The organism is Nocardia sp. NPDC004068 (assembly GCF_042874315.1).
GTDB lineage: Bacteria > Actinomycetota > Actinomycetes > Mycobacteriales > Mycobacteriaceae > Nocardia.
In genome coordinates this window covers 287,039-306,618 of record NZ_JBIAMW010000004.1, presented here as the reverse complement: position 1 = coordinate 306,618, position 19,580 = coordinate 287,039, and the positions used below count along the sequence as shown (strand labels likewise).

At 68.0% G+C, this 19,580-nt stretch carries 19 protein-coding genes; 4 read left to right on the top strand and 15 right to left on the bottom strand.

Annotation, left to right across the window (positions count from 1 at the left end):
* The first annotated feature begins 7 nt into the window (after positions 1–7).
* Entirely contained in the window at positions 8–805 is a 798-nt protein-coding gene (locus ACFYTQ_RS12275; protein ID WP_387359749.1) for an ABC transporter ATP-binding protein, read from the top strand.
* Here the strand turns inward: ACFYTQ_RS12275 and ACFYTQ_RS12270 are convergent.
* From ACFYTQ_RS12270 to ACFYTQ_RS12245, 6 genes are read right to left on the bottom strand one after another with little or no spacing between them, the layout of a single operon-like run.
* Positions 699–2,633 carry an acetoacetate--CoA ligase gene (locus ACFYTQ_RS12270; protein WP_387360190.1) on the bottom strand — a complete coding sequence of 645 codons (1,935 nt, stop codon included), beginning with the start codon at positions 2,631–2,633 and terminating at the stop codon, positions 699–701. The genes ACFYTQ_RS12275 and ACFYTQ_RS12270 overlap by 107 nt on opposite strands.
* Positions 2,634–2,651: 18 nt before the next feature.
* Entirely contained in the window at positions 2,652–3,455 is an 804-nt protein-coding gene (locus ACFYTQ_RS12265) for an HpcH/HpaI aldolase/citrate lyase family protein (protein ID WP_387359747.1), read from the bottom strand.
* Entirely contained in the window at positions 3,452–3,934 is a 483-nt protein-coding gene (locus ACFYTQ_RS12260) for a MaoC family dehydratase (RefSeq protein ID WP_387359745.1), read from the bottom strand. The genes ACFYTQ_RS12265 and ACFYTQ_RS12260 overlap by 4 nt, the downstream gene beginning before the upstream one ends.
* A complete protein-coding gene (locus ACFYTQ_RS12255) occupies positions 3,931–5,091 on the bottom strand; it encodes an acyl-CoA dehydrogenase family protein (protein WP_387359743.1) in 1,161 nt (386 codons plus the stop codon). The genes ACFYTQ_RS12260 and ACFYTQ_RS12255 overlap by 4 nt, the downstream gene beginning before the upstream one ends.
* Positions 5,088–7,097, bottom strand: a complete 2,010-nt coding sequence (locus tag ACFYTQ_RS12250) for a biotin carboxylase N-terminal domain-containing protein (RefSeq protein WP_387360188.1) — start codon at positions 7,095–7,097, stop codon at positions 5,088–5,090. The genes ACFYTQ_RS12255 and ACFYTQ_RS12250 overlap by 4 nt, the downstream gene beginning before the upstream one ends.
* An 11-nt stretch (positions 7,098–7,108) precedes the next feature.
* Positions 7,109–8,686, bottom strand: coding sequence for a carboxyl transferase domain-containing protein (locus ACFYTQ_RS12245; RefSeq protein ID WP_387359741.1), 1,578 nt, complete (start codon positions 8,684–8,686; stop codon positions 7,109–7,111).
* A 94-nt stretch (positions 8,687–8,780) separates the two neighbouring features.
* On the opposite strand from ACFYTQ_RS12245, the gene ACFYTQ_RS12240 reads away from it, so the two are divergent.
* Positions 8,781–9,374 carry a TetR/AcrR family transcriptional regulator gene (locus tag ACFYTQ_RS12240; protein WP_387359739.1) on the top strand — a complete coding sequence of 198 codons (594 nt, stop codon included), beginning with the start codon at positions 8,781–8,783 and terminating at the stop codon, positions 9,372–9,374.
* 18 nt (positions 9,375–9,392) lie between these two features.
* Here the strand turns inward: ACFYTQ_RS12240 and ACFYTQ_RS12235 are convergent, their stop codons facing one another.
* Both ACFYTQ_RS12235 and ACFYTQ_RS12230 read right to left on the bottom strand, forming a co-directional pair.
* Positions 9,393–10,229 (bottom strand): helix-turn-helix domain-containing protein, encoded by an 837-nt coding sequence (locus ACFYTQ_RS12235; protein WP_387359737.1) that lies wholly within the window; start codon positions 10,227–10,229, stop codon positions 9,393–9,395.
* 72 nt (positions 10,230–10,301) lie between these two features.
* The gene (locus ACFYTQ_RS12230; protein ID WP_387359735.1) at positions 10,302–10,760 is read right to left on the bottom strand and encodes a DUF4254 domain-containing protein; all 459 of its coding nucleotides are present in this window, start codon (positions 10,758–10,760) and stop codon (positions 10,302–10,304) included.
* 590 nt (positions 10,761–11,350) lie between these two features.
* Between ACFYTQ_RS12230 and ACFYTQ_RS12225 the strand changes: the two genes are divergently transcribed.
* Both ACFYTQ_RS12225 and ACFYTQ_RS12220 read left to right on the top strand, forming a co-directional pair.
* Positions 11,351–12,256: a helix-turn-helix domain-containing protein gene (locus ACFYTQ_RS12225; protein ID WP_387359733.1), complete on the top strand. Its 906-nt coding sequence runs from the start codon at positions 11,351–11,353 to the stop codon at positions 12,254–12,256.
* Positions 12,253–12,657, top strand: coding sequence for a DUF397 domain-containing protein (locus ACFYTQ_RS12220; RefSeq protein ID WP_387359731.1), 405 nt, complete (start codon positions 12,253–12,255; stop codon positions 12,655–12,657). The genes ACFYTQ_RS12225 and ACFYTQ_RS12220 overlap by 4 nt, the downstream gene beginning before the upstream one ends.
* Before the next feature lie 222 nt (positions 12,658–12,879).
* Here the strand turns inward: ACFYTQ_RS12220 and ACFYTQ_RS12215 are convergent, their stop codons facing one another.
* The 7 genes from ACFYTQ_RS12215 to ACFYTQ_RS12185 are packed head-to-tail and all read right to left on the bottom strand — an operon-like array spanning position 12,880 to position 19,580.
* On the bottom strand, positions 12,880–13,545 hold the full coding sequence (locus ACFYTQ_RS12215) for a histidine phosphatase family protein (RefSeq protein ID WP_387359729.1): 666 nt from the start codon (positions 13,543–13,545) through the stop codon (positions 12,880–12,882).
* Positions 13,542–14,624 carry a glycosyltransferase family 4 protein gene (locus ACFYTQ_RS12210; RefSeq protein WP_387359727.1) on the bottom strand — a complete coding sequence of 361 codons (1,083 nt, stop codon included), beginning with the start codon at positions 14,622–14,624 and terminating at the stop codon, positions 13,542–13,544. The genes ACFYTQ_RS12215 and ACFYTQ_RS12210 overlap by 4 nt, the downstream gene beginning before the upstream one ends.
* 2 nt (positions 14,625–14,626) lie before the next feature.
* A complete protein-coding gene (locus ACFYTQ_RS12205) occupies positions 14,627–15,751 on the bottom strand; it encodes a glycosyltransferase family 4 protein (RefSeq protein ID WP_387359724.1) in 1,125 nt (374 codons plus the stop codon).
* Positions 15,751–16,620: a phosphotransferase gene (locus ACFYTQ_RS12200; RefSeq protein ID WP_387359721.1), complete on the bottom strand. Its 870-nt coding sequence runs from the start codon at positions 16,618–16,620 to the stop codon at positions 15,751–15,753. Before ACFYTQ_RS12200 ends, ACFYTQ_RS12205 begins: the two co-directional genes overlap by 1 nt.
* Positions 16,604–17,539, bottom strand: coding sequence for a glycosyltransferase family 2 protein (locus ACFYTQ_RS12195; RefSeq protein ID WP_387359719.1), 936 nt, complete (start codon positions 17,537–17,539; stop codon positions 16,604–16,606). Before ACFYTQ_RS12195 ends, ACFYTQ_RS12200 begins: the two co-directional genes overlap by 17 nt.
* Positions 17,536–18,549, bottom strand: coding sequence for a hypothetical protein (locus tag ACFYTQ_RS12190; RefSeq protein WP_387359717.1), 1,014 nt, complete (start codon positions 18,547–18,549; stop codon positions 17,536–17,538). Before ACFYTQ_RS12190 ends, ACFYTQ_RS12195 begins: the two co-directional genes overlap by 4 nt.
* Positions 18,546–19,580 (bottom strand): NAD-dependent epimerase/dehydratase family protein, encoded by a 1,035-nt coding sequence (locus ACFYTQ_RS12185; RefSeq protein WP_387359715.1) that lies wholly within the window; start codon positions 19,578–19,580, stop codon positions 18,546–18,548. The genes ACFYTQ_RS12190 and ACFYTQ_RS12185 overlap by 4 nt, the downstream gene beginning before the upstream one ends.

Below are 19,580 nucleotides of genomic sequence, written 5' to 3'. Positions count from 1 at the left end.
TGTTTCGATGACCACACTGACCGTGACCGACCTGACCCTCACCTATCCCGACGGCGCCGGGCGGGTCACCGCGCTGGACGCGGTGAACCTGCGGGTGCGCGGCGGCGAGATCGCCGCCGTGACCGGCCCCTCGGGATCGGGGAAGTCGAGCCTGCTCGCCGCCGTGTCGACGCTGATCCGCCCGGACTCCGGCCGCATCGACCTGGAAACCGATTCCGGCACAATCGAATTGACGGCGCTGGGCCGACGGGAGGCCGCGCGGCTGCGCCGGGAGCGGATCGGCATCGTCTTCCAGCAGCCGAATCTCCTCCCCGCCCTCACCGCCCTCGAACAGCTCGAGGTCATGGCCCACCTCGGCGGCCGCCCGCTGGTGCCGCCGCGCGAACGCCGCCGAATCCGTTCGCGCGCAACCGATCTCCTCGCCGCGGTCGGCCTGGCCGGGCACGAGCACAAACGCCCCGAGCAACTCTCCGGCGGACAACGCCAGCGTGTCGACATCGCCCGCGCCCTCGTGCACGATCCGGACCTGCTCGTGGTCGACGAGCCCACCAGCGCCCTGGACCGCGAGCGCGGCGCGGCCGTCCTGGACCTGCTGCTCGACATCCCGCGCGCCCACGGCACCGCGACCCTGCTGGTCACCCACGACGTAGACCACCTGGACCGGATGGACGCGGTCTACCGCATGGTCGACGGGACGCTCAGCGCGGCGGGGTCACCGCCGCGTACCAGTCCAACAGCGCCGGATCGTCGACGGCGGTGCGCTCCACCACCTTCGCCGGATCCGCGCCTTGGAACAGCCGTTTGATCGGCACCTCGAGCTTCTTGCCCGTGCGGGTGTGCGGGACGCCCGGCGCGGGGATGATCGCGTCGGGCACGTGCCGGGGCGAGACCTCCGCGCGGATCACGGCCTTGATCCGGTCGGCCAGTTCGTCGGTGAGTTCGGCCCCCTCGGCGGGCACCACGAACAGCGGCATCCAGTAGCCGCCGTCCGGCCGCTCGACGCCGATGACGAGCGACTCCGCGACCTCCGGCAGCGCCTCCACGGCCTGATAGATATCGGCCGAACCCATCCGGATGCCGTGCCGGTTGAGGGTGGAGTCGGAGCGGCCGTGCACCACGAAACTGCCGTGGTCGGTGATGGTGATCCAGTCGCCGTGCCGCCACACGCCGGGGAACATGTCGAAATACGCCGCGCGATACCGGGATCCGTCGGGATCGTTCCAGAACTTCACCGGCATGGACGGCATGGGTTTCGTGAGCACCAGCTCGCCGACCTCACCGCGCACCGGATGCCCGGTGACGTCCCACGCGTCGACCGCCGCGCCGAGGAACGGCACCGACAGTTCGCCGGGCCACACCGGGACCGTGGGCACGCCGCCGAGGAAGGCCGACACCACATCGGTGCCGCCACTGATCGAGGACACCTGCACGCGCTCGCCGACGTTCTCGCTCAACCAGAGCGACGACGACGGCGGCAGCGCCGAACCGGTGATGCCGACCGTGCGCAAGGCGGACAGATCGTGGTCGCGCTTCGGCACGACACCGGCCTTGACGCACGACAGCACGTAGCCGGGGCTGGTGCCGAGCACCGTGGTTCCGGTGCGAGCGGCCAAGTCCCACAACGCGTCCGGTGTCGGGCAGGCCGGGCTGCCGTCGTAACAGACGATGGTCGCGCCGACCAGCAGGCCCGCCACCTGGAAGTTCCACATCATCCAGCTCGGGCTGGTGTACCAGAAGAACACGTCGTCGCGGCCGATATCGGCTTGCAGCGCAACGGCTTTGAGATGTTCCAGCACGACGCCGCCGTGGCCGTGCACGATGCCCTTGGGTTTGCCGGTGGTGCCCGAGGAGTACAGCACCCACAGCGGGTGGTCGAAATCGACCTCGCCCGTGTCGATCTCGGCCCCGGAGGGTGCGGTGATCTCGGCCCAGTCCTGCGAGTTGGGCACCGTCGCGCCGAGCCGGGAGACCACGACGGTGTCGCGCAGGGTCGGCAGGCCCGCACGCAGCTCGGCGATCTCCGCGGTCTTGTCGTGCGCCTTGTCGCCGTAGCGGTAGCCGTCTGCGGTCACCAGCACGACCGGTTCGAGCTGGCCGAGCCGATCCAGCGCGGCCTTGGCCGAATAGTCCTGGCCGCAGGCGCTCCACACCGCGCCGAGGCTGGCGGTGGCGAGGAAGGCGATCACGGCCTCGGGGATGTTGGGCAGATAGCCGACGACCCGATCGCCGGGCTGCACGCCCCGCGCGCGCAGCACCGCCGCGAAGGTCGCGGTGCGGCCCAGCAGCTCGGCCCAGGAGATCTCGGTCGCCGCGCCGCCCTCGCTCAGATACACGATGGCGGGCCGATCGGTGCGCGCCTGCCGCGCCACCTGATCGACATAGTTCAGGCGCACGCCCGGAAACCATTGCGCGCCCGGCATACTCGCGTCGGACAGCACCGTCTCCGGGGCGGGGCCGAGGTCGAAGTACGCCCACAGCGCACCCCAGAAGCCGGACAGGTCGTCGACCGACCAGCGCCACAGCGCGTGGTAGTCCGGGAAGTCGAGTCCGGTTCGCGCACCGGCGAACCGGGCGAAGTCGGTGACGCGCGCCCGCGCGACGTCCCGCTGATCCGGCACCCACTGCGGCTGCATCGCGATCACTCTCCTGTCCTAGCCCGCGCGCCGGACGATCCGTTCGGCGTGGCGGATGACCGGGCCGTCGACCATGCGGCCCTCGAATGCGAAGACGCCCCGATTGTCCGGCACCGCGGCGAGTATTCGCCGGGCCCAGGACAATTCGTCGTCGGTGGGGGTGTAGGCGGCGCGGATGACCGGCACCTGGGTGGGATGGATGGCCACCTTGGCGTCGAAGCCGACCGCCACCGCGTCCTCGGTCTCGGCCCGCAACCCGTCCAGGTCGCGAATGTCCAGATACACCGAGTCGAGGGCGAACTTGCCGTACGCCTTGGCCGCGAGCAGGGACGCCGAGCGGACGTGCCGGGCGACGTCGCGGTACTCGCCGTCCGCGCGGCGGCTGGCGTTGCCGCCGAGCGCGGCGACCAGATCCTCCGCGCCCCACATGACGCCGATGGCGGTGTCCGAGCGCATGATCGCGTCGACGGCCAGCGCGCCCAGCGGGGATTCGATGAGCGCGACGGCCTGGTACGGCAGCGCCGAAAGCTGTTCGGCGCTCTCGCATTTGGGGACCATGACGCGCTCGTAGGAGGTGCGGGCGAGGGTCTCCAGGTCGAGCGCGTGGTCCGTCCCGCCGGGGGCGTTCACGCGCACGAGCGTGTGCCGCGGGTCCAGCGGTGTGGACAGCAGCGCCTCCCGGGCGGCGGCCTTGTCGGCGGGGGCCACGCCGTCCTCCAGATCGAGGATCACCACATCGGCCGCGGCGGCGGCCTTGGCGAAGCGTTCGGGGCGGTCGGCGGGGCAGAACAGCCAGGCCGGACCGGCCATCTCCCAGGTCATGCGGGCCTCATCCGGACGAGCGTCTTGCGCACGGCGGTGGCCACCACGTCGCCGTGCTGATTGCGGCCGGTGTGGGCGAAGGTCACGATCCCCTCCCCCGGGCGGCTGCGCGACTCCCGCTTGTCGGTGACCACGGTCTCCGCGTACAGGGTGTCGCCGTGGAACAGCGGCTTGGGGAAGGCGACCTCGGAGAAGCCGAGATTGGCGACGATCGTGCCCTGGGTGAGCTGGGTGATGGACAGCCCGACCAGGGTGGACAGCGTGAACATCGAATTGACCAGCCGCTGATGGAACGGCGGCTGCGCCTCGGCGAACGCCGCGTCCAGATGCAGCGCCTGGGTGTTCATGGTGGCCGTGGTGAACTGCACGTTGTCGGCCTCGGTGATGGTGCGGCCGGGGCGGTGCTCGTAGATCACGTCGGTGGCGAACTCCTCGAACCACAGGCCGCGTTGCACCTCGCGGCGTAGGGGTGCGCTCACAGGCCCAGCTCCCGTCCGATCAGCATCAGCTGCACCTCCGTGGTGCCCTCACCGATTTCCAGAATCTTGCTGTCCCGATAATGCCGTGCCACAGCGTATTCGTTCATGAAACCGTAGCCGCCGAAGATCTGCGTCGCATCGCGCGCGTTGTCCATCGCGGCCTCGCTGGCGACGAGTTTGGCGATCGACGCCTGCTTCTTGAACGGCTTGCCCGCCAGCATGAGCGCGGCGGCGTCGTAGTAGGCCGCGCGGGCGGCGTGGGCGCGCGCCTCCATTCGCGCGATCTTGAACGCGACCGCCTGATTGCGGCCGATGACCTGACCGAACGCCTCCCGTTCGCCCGCGTAGCGCACGCTCTCGTCCACACAGCCCTGCGCCGCGCCGACGGCCAGCGCGGCGATGGCGATCCGGCCCTCGTCGAGGATGCGCAGGAAGTTGGCGTAGCCGCGGCCGCGTTCGCCGAGCAGATTCGCCCGCGGCACACGGACATCGGTGAAGGTCAACGGGTGGGTGTCGGAGGCGTTCCAGCCGACCTTGCTGTAGGCCGGTTCGGCGGTGAAGCCGGGCGTGTCGGTGGGGACCAGGATGGTGGAGATCTCCTTCTTGTCCCCGGAGCGGCCGGTCACCGCGGTCACCGTCACCAGGCGGGTGATGTCGGTGCCGGAGTTGGTGATGAACTGCTTGTTGCCGTTGATGATCCAGTCGTCGCCGTCGAGGACCGCGGTGGTGCGGGTGCCGCCCGCGTCGCTGCCCGCGCCCGGTTCGGTGAGGCCGAACGCGGCCAGGGCGTGCCCGCTGGTCAGCTGCGGCAGCCACTCCCGCTTCTGCTCCTCGGTGCCGAACCGGTGAATCGGCATGGCGCCCAGCGAGACTCCGGCCTCCAGGGTGATGGCCATGCTCTGGTCGACCTTGCCGAGTTCCTCGAGGGCCAGGCACAGGGCGAAGTAGTCCCCGCCCATCCCGCCGTACTCCTCGGGGAACGGCAGGCCGAACAGGCCCATATCGGCCATGCCCGCGACCACCTCGTAGGGGAAGCTGTGCTCCTCGTCGTGTTTCGCCGCGACCGGGGCGACCACCTGGCGGGCGAAGTCGCGCACGGTCAGGGCCAGATCGCGGTAGTGGTCGGGAAGCGTTCCCGTGGACAGGAATTCGGTCATGCGGGGGTGTCCTTCGGATCGGTGTCGGGGACGATGCGGGCGAGGACCTGGTCGACCCGCACCTGATCGCCCGGTCCGGCCAGCAGTTCGACGGTTCCGGCGATGGGGGCGGTGAGGGTGTGTTCCATCTTCATGGCCTCCACGACGACCACCGGGGCGCCCGCGGGGACCACCGCGCCCGGGGTGGCCGGGACGGCGATCACCGAACCCGGCATGGGACTGCGGATCTCGGCGTCGGCGGCCTGTTCGGTGGTGGCGCGCGGACTCGCCTCGGCCACCTCGCGGACGAGGGTGACGGCGGTGCGGTCGGCGACCCAGATCTGATCGTCGTGGTGGGCCACGAGGTAGGTGGTGCGGACGCCGTCGAGGGTCAGGGTGAGGTCGCGGCCCGAAGTCACGGCGAGAGAACGCTTGTCGCCCTCGTCGAGCCACACCCGCGCGTCGGCCGGGGTGCCGGTCAGCGAGACGTGCACGGTGCGGTCCCCGCCGGTGAGGCGGAAGGTGGTCGGGGCCGGGGCGCCGAGCCGCCAGCCGGTGGGCTGGTCCCAGGGCGTGGCGGGGTCGGTGGGCCAGTGGGCGAGCCAGCGCAGCGCGGCCGCGGCGATGAAATGGCCGTCGCCGGGGTCGGCGGGGTGGAAGTCGGCGGCGCGGCGGTCCAGCAGGGCCGTGTCGAGGCGACCCGCGCGGACGTCGGGGTCGGCGAGCAGGAAGCGGAGGAAATCGGTATTGGTGCGCACGCCCAGAACGGCCGTATCCGCCAGGGCGCGATCGAGTTTCGCGAGGGCCCGGTCCCGGTCGGGGGCGTACGCGATGACCTTGGCGAGCATGGGGTCGTAGTCGCTGCCGACCACGGTGCCCGCGCGCAGACCCGAATCCACCCGCACGCCGTCGCCGTCCGGTTCGGCGAGAGCGAGCACCGTGCCGCCGGTGGGCAGGAAGTCGCGGCCCGGATCCTCGGCGTAGACGCGGGCCTCGACGGCGTGCCCGGTGAGGCGGATGTCGTCCTGTTCGGCGGCGAGCTTCTCCCCGGCGGCCACCCGGATCTGGCATTCGACCAGATCGACGCCGGTGACCAGTTCGGTGACCGGATGCTCGACCTGGAGGCGGGTGTTCATCTCCATGAAGAAGAACTCGTCGGGGCGGTCGGCGGAGACGATGAATTCGACCGTGCCCGCGCCCACGTAGTCGACGCTGCGGGCGGTGTCGCAGGCCGCCGCGCCGATCCGCGCCCGGGTCTCGGCGTCCAACAGCGGGGAGGGCGCCTCCTCGATGACCTTCTGATGGCGGCGTTGCAGGCTGCATTCGCGCTCGCCCAGATGCAGCACCCCGCCGTAGCGGTCGGCGAGGATCTGCACCTCGATGTGCCGGGGCCGGGTGACGAACCGCTCCAGGAACAGGGTGTCGTCGCTGAAGGCCGCGGCCGCCTCGCGCCGGGCGCTCACCAGCGCGTCGGGCAGCCCGGCGGGCTCGTGTACCAGCCGCATCCCCTTGCCGCCGCCGCCCGCGGACGGCTTCACCAGCACCGGATAGCCGATTTCGGTTGCGGCGCCGATCAATTCGGCGTCGGTGAGGCCGGGTCGCGCGATGCCGGGCACCACGGGGACGCCGAACGCGGCGACGGTGTTCTTGGCGGCGATCTTGTCGCCCATGATCTCGATGGCCCGCGCGGGCGGCCCGAGGAATACGACGCCCGCGGCCGCCAGCGCGGCGGCGAAGGCCGGATTCTCCGACAGGAAACCGTAACCCGGGTGCACGGCCTGCGCGCCGGTGCGCAGCGCGGCGTCCACCACGCGCTCGATGTCGAGATAGCTCTGCCGCGCCGGGGCCGGGCCGAGCCGCACCGCGACATCGGCCTCGCGCACATGGCGGGCGTCGGCGTCGGCGTCGCTGTAGACCGCGACCGAGGCGATGCCCAGGGCGCGCAGCGTGCGGATGACGCGCACCGCGATCTCGCCGCGATTGGCGACGAGGACGGTGTCGAACGGGAGGGGTTGGGTGGTCCGCATCATCATCGCCATCACATCCGGAAGACGCCGTAGGAAACGGGAGCCAGTGGCGCCTGCGCGCACACCGACAGGGCCAGGCCCAGCACCGTGCGGGTGTCGGCCGGATCGATCACGCCGTCGTCCCACAGCCGCGCGGTCGAGTAGTACGGATTGCCTTGGCGCTCATACTGTTCGCGGATGGGCGCCTTGAACTCCTCCTGTTCCCGCTCGCTCCAGGAGTCGCCGACCTGATCGCCGCGCACGGTCGCCAGCACCGAGGCGGCCTGCTCGCCGCCCATGACCGAGATGCGGGCGTTGGGCCACATCCACAGGAAGCGCGGGGAGTACGCGCGCCCGCACATGGAGTAGTTGCCCGCGCCGTAGGAGCCGCCGATGACCACCGTCAGCTTGGGCACCCGCGCGCAGGCCACGGCGGTCACCATCTTCGCGCCGTGTTTGGCGATGCCGCCCGCCTCGTAGTCGCGCCCGACCATGAAGCCGGTGATGTTCTGGAGGAAGATCAGCGGGATCGAGCGCTTGTCGCACAGTTCGATGAAATGCGCTCCCTTGAGGGCGGATTCGGCGAACAGCACGCCGTTGTTGGCGACGATGCCGACCGGGTGGCCGTGGATGCGGGCGAAACCCGTGACCAGGGTGCGGCCGTATTCGGCCTTGAACTCGCCGAATTCGCCGCCGTCGACGATCCGGGTGATGACCTCGCGCACGTCGTAGGGGGTGCGCGCGTCGACCGGGACGACGTCGTAGAGCTCCTCCTGCGGCGCGATCGGCTCGACGGTGGGCGAAACCTCCCACGGCGCGGCGGATTTCGGGCCGAGCGTGGCGACGATGCGGCGCACGATGCGCAACGCGTCCTCGTCGTCCTCGGCCAAGTGATCGGTGACGCCCGAGACGCGCGAATGCAGTTCGCCGCCACCGAGTTCCTCGGCCGTGACCACCTCGCCGGTGGCGGCCTTCACCAGCGGCGGGCCGCCCAGGAAGATGGTGCCCTGCTCGCGCACGATGACGGCCTCGTCGCTCATCGCGGGTACGTACGCCCCGCCCGCGGTGCACGAACCGAGCACGGCGGCGATCTGGGCGATGCCCTGGGCGCTCATGGTCGCCTGGTTGTAGAAGATGCGGCCGAAGTGGTCGCGGTCGGGGAACACCTCGTCCTGATGCGGCAGGTGCGCGCCGCCCGAGTCGACCAGATAGACGCAGGGCAGCCGGTTCTGGAGCGCGATCTCCTGCGCGCGCAGATGCTTCTTGACCGTCATCGGGTAGTAGGTGCCGCCCTTGACCGTGGCGTCATTGGCCACCACGACGCATTCGCGCCCCGAGATCCTGCCGATGCCGCCGATCACGCCCGCGCCCGGACAATCCCCGCCGTACATGCCGTCGGCGGCCAGCGGGGACAGCTCGAGGAACGGGCTGCCCGGATCGAGCAACCGGTCCACGCGCTGGCGGGGCAGCAGCTTGCCACGCGCCACATGCCGTTCACGGGCCCGCTCGGGACCGCCCAGCGCGGCCGTCGCGAGCCGGTCCCGCAGCTCGGCCACCAGCGCCCGATGCGCCTCCCGGTTGCCGACCCGGATGTCCTGGGTAACCGTCATCACGCCATCCTGCCCGATCGGTTAATCGCCAATAACTGAAATTCAAGATAATGTGGATTAACCGAAATGTCGAGGGTCGAGGAGAGGAGGCGCGATGACCACCAGTGATCCCGTCGCGCCCACCCGCCGCGAACAGCTCAAGGCGCAACGCCGGGAGCAGCTGTTGCGGGCCGGTGCGCGGCTCATCGCCGATCGGGGCTTTCCCGGTGTGCGGCTCGAGGATCTGGGCGCCGCCGCGGGGATCAGCGGACCGGCGGTGTACCGGCACTTCCCCAACAAGGAGGCGGTGCTGGTCGAGTTGCTGGTGGGGATCAGTCGGCGGCTACTCGCGGGCGGGGAAGCCGTTGTCGCGCAATCCGATTCGCCGGAGCGGGCGCTCGCGGGGTTGGTCGATTTCCATCTCGACTTCGCGCTGGGCGAGCCGGAGTTGATCCGCATCCAGGATCGGGATCTGGAGAATCTGCCGGATTCGGCGCGTCGCCAAGTGCGCCGCACCCAGCGCCGGTATGTCGAGGTGTGGGTGGCGGTGCTGCGCGAGTTGCGGCCGGACCTGCCCGAGGCGTCGGCGCGGGTGCAGGCGCACGCGGTGTTCGGGCTGCTCAACTCGACCCCGCACAGTGCGCCTGCCGCGCAGGCGAATCGGGCTCGGCCGATTCTGCGGGCCATGGCCTTGGCCGCCCTCGGCTGAAACCCGCGCCGACACGTGTCACGCCGAGTTTCGGAGTTCGGTGATGGCGGATTTGTAGCGGGCAATCTCGTGGGCGCGTTCGAGATAGAGGTCGCCGACGTGTTCTTCGATGTGGACTATCGGGGGTTGGGTCATCTTGGATTTGGGCATCTTCGGGAACTCCAGGAGGGAGAAGGAGCCGAGGAGTGCGCCGATGTGGTTGCGGGTGGTGAAGGGGACGATGCGGATCGACACGTTGGGGCGGTGGGCGAGTTCGGTGAGGTGTTCGCGTTGGTCGGCCATGACCGCGGGGCCGCCCCATTCCTCGCGCAGCGCGGCCTCCGAGACGAAGATTTCGGTGGTGAAGGCCGGATCATCAAGGCGGGCTTGGCGTTTCAGTTGGCGTTGGACTCGTTCTTCGATCTGGTCGGTGGGGGCGTTGGGGGTGTCGGTCCAGGCCACGGCGCGGCAGTAGTCGGGAGTGCGGACGAGGACGGGCAGGAGAATGACCGCCCACGTCGTCACGCGGATGGCTTGCTGTTCCAGCATTGTATAGCGGTCGAAGTCGCTGATCACGCGGTCGAGGTGGGACTGCCACCAGCCGCCGCCGCGCTGGGCGGTGACGCGTGTTTCGCAGGCCAGGGCGAGGATCAGGCGGCGCTCGTCGTCGGTGGCGTGGTAGAGGTTGCACAGGGTGTTCATGTAGAGGTCGCTGGCCGAGCGGGCCGAGAGTCCTTCCTCGAGTCGGCCCATGGTTTGGGGGGAGATTCCGAGGACGCGGGCCGCGGCTGCCTGGCTCACCTCCGCCCTCTTGCGCAGGGCGCGCAGTTTCTCGCCGAGGGTGCGGCGCGCGGATGACGAACCTTCAGGGGGCATAGGAGTCTCCTTGGATGTTCGGATGGTGGTGTGGGGGGCAGCGAGAAGATCGGGGGCGCAGGCGGATTGCTGTCAGCCACCGTCGCCGAGCGCCGGTAGGCGCAACGATCGGCGGCTGAGTTCGGTGTTGAGATCGGTGTAGCCCTCGACCAGTTCGGCCAGCCGGTACCACGCCGCGTGCACCTGCGGGTCCTTGCCGAGGTCTTCCACCGTCATCAACAGGTGGTAGGCGTGGACTTGTAGGCGAGCCAGCCGGTCGATCACCGCACCGAGGGACTCGGTGTGCATCCGCGCCCCGCCGCACGGGACCGGCAGGTGGTTCGCCGCCCATGTGTCGACGGCAAGCACCAGTTCGACTCTCGGGCAACAACATTGATGCGGACAGGCTCGCATCGTCTGATACAAGCTGCCCAACTCGGCGGCGAGTTCGAGCAACGGATGCCCGCCGATATGGTGCCCGCGGATGGCCGCGCACAGCTCCTCTCCCGAGGGCAGCACGTGCGGCTGCGGACCGTGCGAAATGAGACGCATCCTTCACCTGCCCCCGCAACGAGCCTGTGGCGGAGCCAGGTGCTCACGGGCGACCTCCAGCACGGTGGAGCGCGAGTACAACGGCTGTGTCTCTCTTGGTGGCGACACCCAACGCCACGTGGTCGGGTAGTCACTCATCGGCAACCAGATTCGCTGCCCGGCATCGAGCACCCGCAAGCCGCGCGCCGCGAGCGCATCCAATGTTCTTCGCGTGAACGCCTTTTGGCCCCGAGCCGACCACGAACACCCAGTACGCGGCCGGAAGCGGGTAGGTCAGGATCGGCTGTCGGCCCTCCCATGATCGGGCGCAGCGCCGCAGCTGGAGCTACGCCGCCACGGTCGGCGAGCGAAGTCGCAATGAGATCCGTTGTCATGAGTCCCACCTGCATTGATCTTGAGGTTGACCAGGTGCGCCAGTCACATTGCTGCGCGCTGTGTCAGAATGTCACAGTGACAAGCAATGTGCAAGGCGATCGGCTGAACCGGCTGGGCTCTTGTTGTCTGAAATGTTGCCGTCCCCACCGGAGCCAGGCTGTGACAGAATGCCCCCGTGACAGGTGCGTCACTGTGCGCCAGAGGAGGTGTGACCGGTGCCCCAGAACTTGACTTCGGCTAACGACGGCCGGATCTCGCCCTACAGTCGGCGGCTCCACCTCGGCGAGAAGCTCCGCAATCTGCGCCAAGAGCGAAATCTCTCGATTCAACAGGTTGCTGGTCACGTCGATATAGACCGGACACTGTTAACGCGGATCGAAACCGCGCAGCGTCGTGTCGCGGCTGACGTCAGCATGCGGGTCGCCGAGCACCTTGGCGTCGAACAGCACTCTCCCCTCTGGCAAGAGATCTACGCCCTCGCCCGTGACGCCGCTCAAACTGGATGGTGGGAAGGACGCGCCTTCCGTGGCCTATCGGGTCGCCAAGCCCTCCCTGCCGATCTCGAAGCAGGGGCCAGCCGCATCCGCTGGTACGACTTCGCACTGGTGCCAGGTCTTCTCCAATCTCCGGCGTACGTCCGTGCGAGACACGACGCATCCGTCACCAACGACCACTCCTCCGATAATCCCGTCGAAATTCGCGCACGCGAACGCCGCCAACAAGAAGCGCTCGCCGAAGGTGGCCCGCGGATCGAAGTCGTGGTCGAAGAAACTGTCGTCCGGCGACTCATGGTTCCGCGGCCAGCGATGATCGAACAACTCAAGCATCTGATGAAGCTCATCGACACCAATTCCCGGATCGATTTCCGCATCCTGCCGGTCGGCGGCGAACTCCTCGGCCTCCGAGCACCTCGCTCGCCCTGGGAAATCTACGACTTCAGCGCAGGCGACCCACCGCTGGTGATGGTGGAGTCTCTGACCGAGGATGTGCTGCTTCGCGACCATTCCGAGGTTTCCAACCATGAACGGCTCTGGCGGCGATTGCATGAGATAGCCCTACCACCGGACGACAGCCGAGAACTGGTCGCCCGGAACGCAGAAATTCTTGCGAAGGAGCAGTGAAAGCAGTGAGGAACAGGAACGTCACCAGGTGTCGGCCGCTTGACGGTTACGTCAAGTCGTCCGCCAGCGACGGCGGCGGCCAATGCGTTCTCATCCGTCGGAAACCCAATGAAAAGTCGGTCTATATAAGGGACAGCAAATACCTGCGAGTCCCAGGTAATCCCCCTGAGGACGAGCCCATCATCGAGATGCCCGCAACCGCTTGGGATAGTCTTCAAGCTGTCGTTCTGGGACGTGGCTCAGATCGGCTAGTGGGTCAACCTGAAATCGAACAGTCTGACAACGGAGTAATCCTCCGAGGGGTAGACGGGACAACGCTGGCTTTTACGTCAGAGGAGTGGACCGCTTTCAAGATGGGCCTCTTGGCAGGAGAATTCGAGCCATCGGCGATGGCCGCTTAAACCGTCTCGCATGGTTGCTCTTGCTTCGGTCAGCTTCTTGAAGCGCGTGGCGGATACTGCCGCCGTCGTTCGGGGTGGCGTGCCGACCGCGCATCGCCGGTTCAACATATCAACCGAGACCTGGCGTGTCGCAGGCGTTTAGACCAGGCGTAGCGGTGCCGACCTGCGATTGTCAGTTGTGGTTCCAGCGTCCCATGCTCAGAATCTTCTCATTACTCGATTTCATTGTTCGAGAAGTTGAGTGCTGTTATGAACCACAAGCGCCCAGCGACTGCCAGCATCGGGTCTCGTCCACGAGATTGGTTGTTGCGTCCACACAGTGATGCTCGCGTTGTATACGGCCGCTGTTGCGAACGATTGGCTGGTACCAGGCAACCCGAAGAAGTAGTGGTAGGCCGTCGAGACGGTCTCGCCGTGGCCGACCAGAAGGACCCGCTGGCTGCGGTGACGGGCAAGAAGCTGTTCCAGCGCCCTCCGTGAGCGTTCGAGGTACTGGAGCCACGTCTCGCCGTTGGGCACCAGCGGCCGGTTGGGATGCTGGGCCGGGATGTCACCGAATTCAGCAACCACGTCAGCCCATGGACGACCGTCACCGCTGCCGTGGTCCTGCTCCGCCAGGTCCTCAACGGCAAGGACAGAAATCCCAAGAGATTCGCTGATGATCGCCGCGCTCTCCCGTGCTCGGCGTAGCGGCGAGGTGTACAACGCATGGATCGGGTGCTCGCCTTGGCGCTGCGCGAGCCGTCGCGCGAGCAGTTCAATCTGTTGACGACCGCGGCCGGTGAGGCCGCGGCAGCCGACTCGCCCGCCGATGATGCCCTCGCGATTGCAGTGGGCTTCCCCGTGCCGGACGATGAGTAGCTCGCTCGGCGGCGTGTCGTTCTTCATGATGTGCCCCTCGATTCGATCACTCCGGCGTAGAAGCGAAGGCATTCGGCAGCGTGGTGGCTGGGGATGAACCGGTGCGCGCGCCGAGATGCCCTCTGGCTCAATGCTTTTCGGTACGCATTGTCACCCACGATTCGGTCGATTGCCGCTGCGAAGGCATTGGAATCGCCAGGTGTGGTCATGATGCCCGCGTCGCCGATCAGCTCAGCCATGTTGGCGACGTTTGTGGCGATGACGGGGATTCCATGGACAAGGTAGTCGGCAATGGCGCCGCTGCCTTGGAACGTCGGCTGGTGCCGGTATGGGAAGACGGCGAAGTTGGAGTGCCGCATCAGCAGCGCCCGGTCGGCCGGGTCGAGGTAAGTGGGTACGACGATGACCTCCGCACCGGTCTGCGCCGCATCGTCCCAAAACGGTCCCGCCACAAGCAGTCTGCACATGCGTGTCGCCCGTCGGCTGGCCGCAAGGAGAGTGCCGAGATCTTTCCATGGTGCCGCGAATCCGTACAGACTGCCGGTGACGCTGCTGTCGCACTGTGAAAGTGCCTGGTGCAGCGGGCCGTCGCTCGTGGGTTGGCAACCCTGCGGAATGGTTGTCGGCAGCCAGCTGACGGTCGACGGCGCGGAACTCCGGTGGTGCCGAACCCATTGTTCGCGTCCGTATTCGCCGAAGAAGACGAACCCGTCCACCATGTCGGCGGCGTTATCGACCGCGGCGGCGAGTGGTGGTTCGGGAACGTGGGCGGTGAACAGGGTGGGTGTCAGGCTGTGCACGTGCAGCACCGCAGGCGGCCGGCGTGCGGGCCAGAGTGTCGGGAGCAACTGCTCGATTTCGAGGTTGCCGTAGTGGACGCTCAACAGGTCGTAGTCGTTGAGGTCGACGCGGGCGAGCAACTCCTCGGCGGCGGCCACGATTCGCTCGGCGGACCAGAATGCGGACTGGCTTGTGTCGTAGGGAATTTCGGTTGCCCCGAGCCGATCCACGTGTGCGCCGCAGCCGCGCAGTGCTGTCGTGAGGATGTCGAGGTAGGGGGGTAGGCTGCCGCCGTTGCCGGTGGGTCCGATGAGCAGGATGCGCATGGCTATACCTGAATGAGCTGTTGGTAGTGGCGGAGAGTGGATGCCGCGTTGCGGTCCCAGTCGAACTGCGCCGCAGGCAGCGCGGGCGGCGGGGTGCGGGTGGCGAGCAGCTCGGCCAAGTGATCGGCGTCCCGGTAGGTGTATCCGGCGCCGGTGGTGAGCAGTTCCGGCGCGACCGCCAGACGCTCGGGCAGCAGCGCTGGTGTGCCGCAGGCGATGGCCTCGGTGATGGCCAGGCCGAAGCCTTCCCAGCGGGAGGTGGACAGGAACCAGTCGGCGCTGCGGTAGAGCTGTGGCATGTCGGCGTCGTCGAGGTCGTGCAGGAGGGTGAGGCCGTCTGCCCGCTGCGTGATCGGGCTGAAGGCGGCGGAGTGTCCGAGCACAGCCGTGATCGTGGCGAGGTGCTGGAGCCGGAAAGCCAGCTGTTCGAGGATGTCCCAGCCTTTCATCGGCGTGAGTTTGCCGACCCAGACCAGCCGCACCCGGCCGAACGGGTCGGCGGTGAACGGCGGGACAGATTCGCCGACCGCGAGAAGTGCCGGAATCGGGTGGGCGTCGACCAGCTGCCCGTCCCCCGTTACACAAACGCGCACACCGCTTTTCGGCGGGATCGGTCGGGCTGGATGAAACCGGTGGTGGTCGATGCCGTTGTAGACGACCTCTGGCGGTTCGATGCCGTATGCCTCGGTGAGGTCGCGGGCGGCGTAGTGGCTGACGGCGATAACGCATTCGGCGCGTTGCACCAGCTGTTGTTCGGCTGCCGCCAGTTCCGGTGCTCCGAGTGTGGCGGCAGAGAATTCGCCGCGAACCAGCACCGGTGCCCGATCGCCGCGCGGGATGTTCGTGTAGGTCAGGGTTTCAGCTTCCCAGGTCGAGCAGTCGACAACGTCCGGTCTGAGCCGCTGGAGTGCTGCGGCGACAGCCGCGCGGTGGGCGTTCGGATCGTCGGTGCGCGGCAGGCTGATGACCCGCGCGCTATCGACGACGACCGGATGCGGCGTGGCCTGCGTGATCAAGGTGAGGCGGTGGCCGCGGGCGGTCAGGCGCGGGGCGAGCGCGCGGTAGAGGGTGCAGATGCCGCCGCGCGTGCGTTGATGAAGATCCCGATGAACCAGCGCGATATCCATCATGGGCTCCGACGCGCAAGGCGATGGATCCGTTCGCGGGCCTGCGCCCAGGCCGCTTCGATCGTGTTCAGTCGCGCCGCCCGCTGCGGCCCCTCCGGTAGTTCGTGGTGGATTCGTAGTTCCCGTGTCAGCACGGCCGCCAGGTTGATCAGGAACGGGCGCTCGGTGCCAGCCGCCGTGACGGTGTCGTCGATACGGCGTCGTATCTCGGACGTGGCGGCGCCAAAGAGCGTGTGGCTCAAGGCCAGATCGAACCCGGGCAGGAACAGGCCGGTGAATTCCCAATCCAGTAACGCGATCTCGCCCTGCTTGTCCATGAGGATGTTGCTGGCAAGCAGATCGCCGTGGTTGGGTTCGGCCGCGGCGACGAGGGTGTTGAGCAGTTGTTCGAGCGCTGCAGCGTCGGCGTCGCTCAGGTATCCGGCCGCATGGTAGCGACGGAACCGGTCGGAGTAGTCGAACATGACGTCGAGCGCGCCCGCGGGCGGGTGCCAATGGGTGAACGTGGCGATGCCCGCCAGCACCGCGTCGATCTCGGCAGGGGTGAGCGTTCGCTGGGGGTAGCGTTCGCTGTCCAGCGGTGTGCCGTCGAGCCAGCTCAGCACCATCAGCCGCTCGTCATCGGTGAACAGTAATTCGGGTGTGCGTACTGGTGGTGGAGTGTGGCGGAAGAGCCGATAGACGCGTATTTCATGCTGCCACTTGGCGATCCAGAACGGCTCCGGGTCGAGCAGCAGCTTGATCACGACGCGCCGACCGTCGCGGCTACCGGCGGCGCACAGCGTCTTGTCGGTCCGGTGCACAACCTCGGCGATCTCCACACCCGCCGCGCGGGCCGCGGCCGCGGCGGGCTCAGGCAACGTGAACACAGCGCTCCTGCAGGGCCTCGACGATCCGTTCGGGCAGGTCATATTCGGAGCGGCCACCGTGCCAGACGGTGGCGATTTCCTCGATGCAGCGTTGGAAGTAGTCGTCGGCCAGCCGGACACCGTCGGCGAGTTGGGCGAGGGCGTTCCAGTAGAGGACGGCGATGTACAGGCGGAAGCGGTGGGTGCGCTCGCTGGGGGCGGGCCAGCGGGCCCACAGCTGCTGGACGAGTCGACCGAATCGTGCCAGGGCGGCCGCTTCGGTGACGGTGCCACCGCACAGGCTGTCGTCAGTGGGGATGCGGTGGTAGACGACCGTCACCTCCCCGACCGCGTGAAACCGGTAGCCGTGCTCCCGAACGAGCCGCAGCCACATGTCCCAGTCCTCGAGCGCAGGCAAGGCGGGGTCGTAGCGTGCGCCAGGCGGCGGCATACGCAGGACCGCGGTGTGCACGGAAATGTAGTTCGCGACGGCCAACAGGTCAGCGTCGAACGCGAATGGCGGCATCGGCGGAAACGCTGGTGCGGCAAGCGGATTCACCCGCGTGCTGCTGATGAAACAGCGACCGTAGGCGGCGTCGACGTCCTCGTGCTCGATGGCGCTGAGCATCGTGGCCAGGTGATCCGGCAAGAACACATCGTCGTCGTCGAGCAGCGCCAGGAATTCGCCACGCGCCGCGTCGATACCGGTGTTACGCGCGATCGGCAGGCCGCGGTTCGTCGGCAGGTCGATCAGGCGCACGTCCAAACCGCCGCGGCAGGCGGCCTCGACCGGGGAGGCGACATCGATGCCACCGTCATTGACGACGATCACCTCGACGGGGCCCGGTAGATTCCGTTGAGCGGCAACGCTGTTGAGCGCGAGCGCCAGCTGCCGGGGCCGGTGGTAGGTCGGGATGACCACGCTTACCAGGGGGGTCATGAGATCTTCCGTTCCAGGTTGGTGCCATGCAGCAGCAGCGTCGGGTCACCGCCATGAGCGAAGGAGACGATGCTCGCTCGGTCGGCCAGCGCCGCCATCAACTGCCGGGCGTCCGTGAGGTAGTCGGCTCGGGCGCGTTCAGTCCGCGGCAGATAGCGCTGGTTCAGCTCGGGATCGAACATCCAGTCGGTACGCACGTGCGGCAGCAGCGCCTCGACGGGATCGTCGACCGGTACCACTGCCGGATGGCCGTGCGTGTAGCGGGCCAGCGCCACGATGACGTCGGGCCCGCTGCCCGCGTCATGCAGGGCTGCGGCGAGCGGATTGGGTTGTCCCAGAGACGAATACGTGTAGAGCACCCGTCGGTCGAGTCGATAGAGCTGGTGGCGGGCCACCGTGCGGTAGACGTCGAGATCCAACCCCTCGGTGCTCCATGGCGACGGCAGCTCGGCCTCCAGATCGAGGTAGGTGCCGATTTTCAGCGGGATCATGGTGGGCAGCGACGTCAGCATGAGCCCCGTCGTTGGCTGATCGGCCGAGTCGGGGTACACGATCAGGTGGTCGTTGGACAGCAAGCGCATGCCGCGCCCGAGCATCGCCTTCAGCGCCAACGTCGTCTTGCCGCTGCCCTTGTCCCCCACGATCACGATCACCCGCTCGTGATCGCCGACCGCCGAGGCGTGCAGCATGACGTAGCGCCGCTGCTCGCAGTAGTCGACCAGCACCTCGCGCAGCGTTTTGCGAGTCGTGATGGCCACGCAGCGCGCGTCCGCCGCCTGCAACCGCACCCGCCTCGCGTTCGCGTCGACCGCGCGGCCGACGCCCCACCGGTTGACCGCCATCGTCACGGCCGGGCGTGCCACCCGCGCCTCGATCGTCCAATTGCCTGGCGGTACTGAGGATTCGGCGATGGCGTAGAACTCGCGCAAGTACGTCAGCACGGTGGCATCTGTCGTTATCAGGCCGACCGATACCGGCCCGAGGCGACAGACATAGCTTCGTGGCGTCATACGGCCACCCCCTGCTGCGCGGCGTGCACAGCCCGAACGACCGCCGTAATCCCGGTTCCCACATCGACTTTGGGCTGCCAGCCGAGCACCTCCCGGGCCCGGCGGATATCCATCACCATGCGCCGGGCCTCTCCCGGCACCGCGGGCGTGAACACCGGGGCGATGTCCGCGCCCGCGACTCGACCGACCGTTTCGACGACCTCCAGCACGTTGGTCTCCTTGCCCGAAGCGATGTTGATGAGCCCGGATGCTTCGCCGGTGCAGGCGAGCGCCACCGCCTCGGCAACATCGGTGACGTAGACGAAGTCACGCGTCTGGTGTCCATCACCCGTGATCCGCGGTCGCCGAGCATGAACGACGTCCGTAGCAATCTTGGGAATCACCCCGCCGCCGGAGCCAAAGCGCCTTGGGCCGTAGACATTTGCCAGTGCCAGCGCCACGTGGGCGAGGCCGTGGTGGCGCTGGAACAGCTCCAGATAGTGAAGCACGGTTGCCTTGCTGAGCCCGTACGGCGACGACGGTGTGAGCGGCTGCGCTTCGGTGACCGGCAGCTGTTCCGGCGGCACCTGGCCGTACATCGCAGCGCTGGCCGCGAACACGACCAACCCCACCTCGGCCTGCACGCACGCCTGCAGCAGATTGACGCTGCCCCGAATGTTGATATCCGCATCCACCAACGGCGCTCGAAGCGCGGCAGGCAGACTCGCCTGAGCCGCCATATGCACCACCACATCAGGCCGCCAGCGCACGATCAGATCCGCGCATTCGCTGCTGCGCACATCGACGACACGGACATCACGATCGGTGAGTCCGAACCGAAAGGCACTGCCGAGCAGGGACATTCGCCCCGTCGATAAATCGTCGACCACCTTGACGTCGACTCCGGCCCGAAGCAGGCTCGCGGTGACCTCACTTCCGATGAAACCCGCCCCGCCGGTCACGACGATCCGGGCGCCGCTCAGTCGATTCCTGGCCCTGTTCGCGCTGTCCGTCTCCAGGCGGCGCGACGCCCCATCCTGTTCGTCCACCAT

Excerpts from the sequence above, each read along its gene's own strand:
- ACFYTQ_RS12275 (WP_387359749.1), top strand. The coding sequence starts at position 8 with ATGACCACACTGACCGTGACCGACCTGACCCTCACCTATCCCGACGGC.
- ACFYTQ_RS12270 (WP_387360190.1), bottom strand. The coding sequence starts at position 2,633 with ATGCAGCCGCAGTGGGTGCCGGATCAGCGGGACGTCGCGCGGGCGCGC.
- ACFYTQ_RS12265 (WP_387359747.1), bottom strand. The coding sequence starts at position 3,455 with ATGACCTGGGAGATGGCCGGTCCGGCCTGGCTGTTCTGCCCCGCCGAC.
- ACFYTQ_RS12255 (WP_387359743.1), bottom strand. The coding sequence starts at position 5,091 with ATGACCGAATTCCTGTCCACGGGAACGCTTCCCGACCACTACCGCGAT.
- ACFYTQ_RS12250 (WP_387360188.1), bottom strand. The coding sequence starts at position 7,097 with ATGCGGACCACCCAACCCCTCCCGTTCGACACCGTCCTCGTCGCCAAT.
- ACFYTQ_RS12245 (WP_387359741.1), bottom strand. The coding sequence starts at position 8,686 with ATGACGGTTACCCAGGACATCCGGGTCGGCAACCGGGAGGCGCATCGG.
- ACFYTQ_RS12240 (WP_387359739.1), top strand. The coding sequence starts at position 8,781 with ATGACCACCAGTGATCCCGTCGCGCCCACCCGCCGCGAACAGCTCAAG.
- ACFYTQ_RS12235 (WP_387359737.1), bottom strand. The coding sequence starts at position 10,229 with ATGCCCCCTGAAGGTTCGTCATCCGCGCGCCGCACCCTCGGCGAGAAA.
- ACFYTQ_RS12230 (WP_387359735.1), bottom strand. The coding sequence starts at position 10,760 with ATGCGTCTCATTTCGCACGGTCCGCAGCCGCACGTGCTGCCCTCGGGA.
- ACFYTQ_RS12215 (WP_387359729.1), bottom strand. The coding sequence starts at position 13,545 with ATGAAGAACGACACGCCGCCGAGCGAGCTACTCATCGTCCGGCACGGG.
- ACFYTQ_RS12210 (WP_387359727.1), bottom strand. The coding sequence starts at position 14,624 with ATGCGCATCCTGCTCATCGGACCCACCGGCAACGGCGGCAGCCTACCC.
- ACFYTQ_RS12205 (WP_387359724.1), bottom strand. The coding sequence starts at position 15,751 with ATGGATATCGCGCTGGTTCATCGGGATCTTCATCAACGCACGCGCGGC.
- ACFYTQ_RS12195 (WP_387359719.1), bottom strand. The coding sequence starts at position 17,539 with ATGACCCCCCTGGTAAGCGTGGTCATCCCGACCTACCACCGGCCCCGG.
- ACFYTQ_RS12190 (WP_387359717.1), bottom strand. The coding sequence starts at position 18,549 with ATGACGCCACGAAGCTATGTCTGTCGCCTCGGGCCGGTATCGGTCGGC.
- ACFYTQ_RS12185 (WP_387359715.1), bottom strand. The coding sequence starts at position 19,580 with ATGGTGGACGAACAGGATGGGGCGTCGCGCCGCCTGGAGACGGACAGC.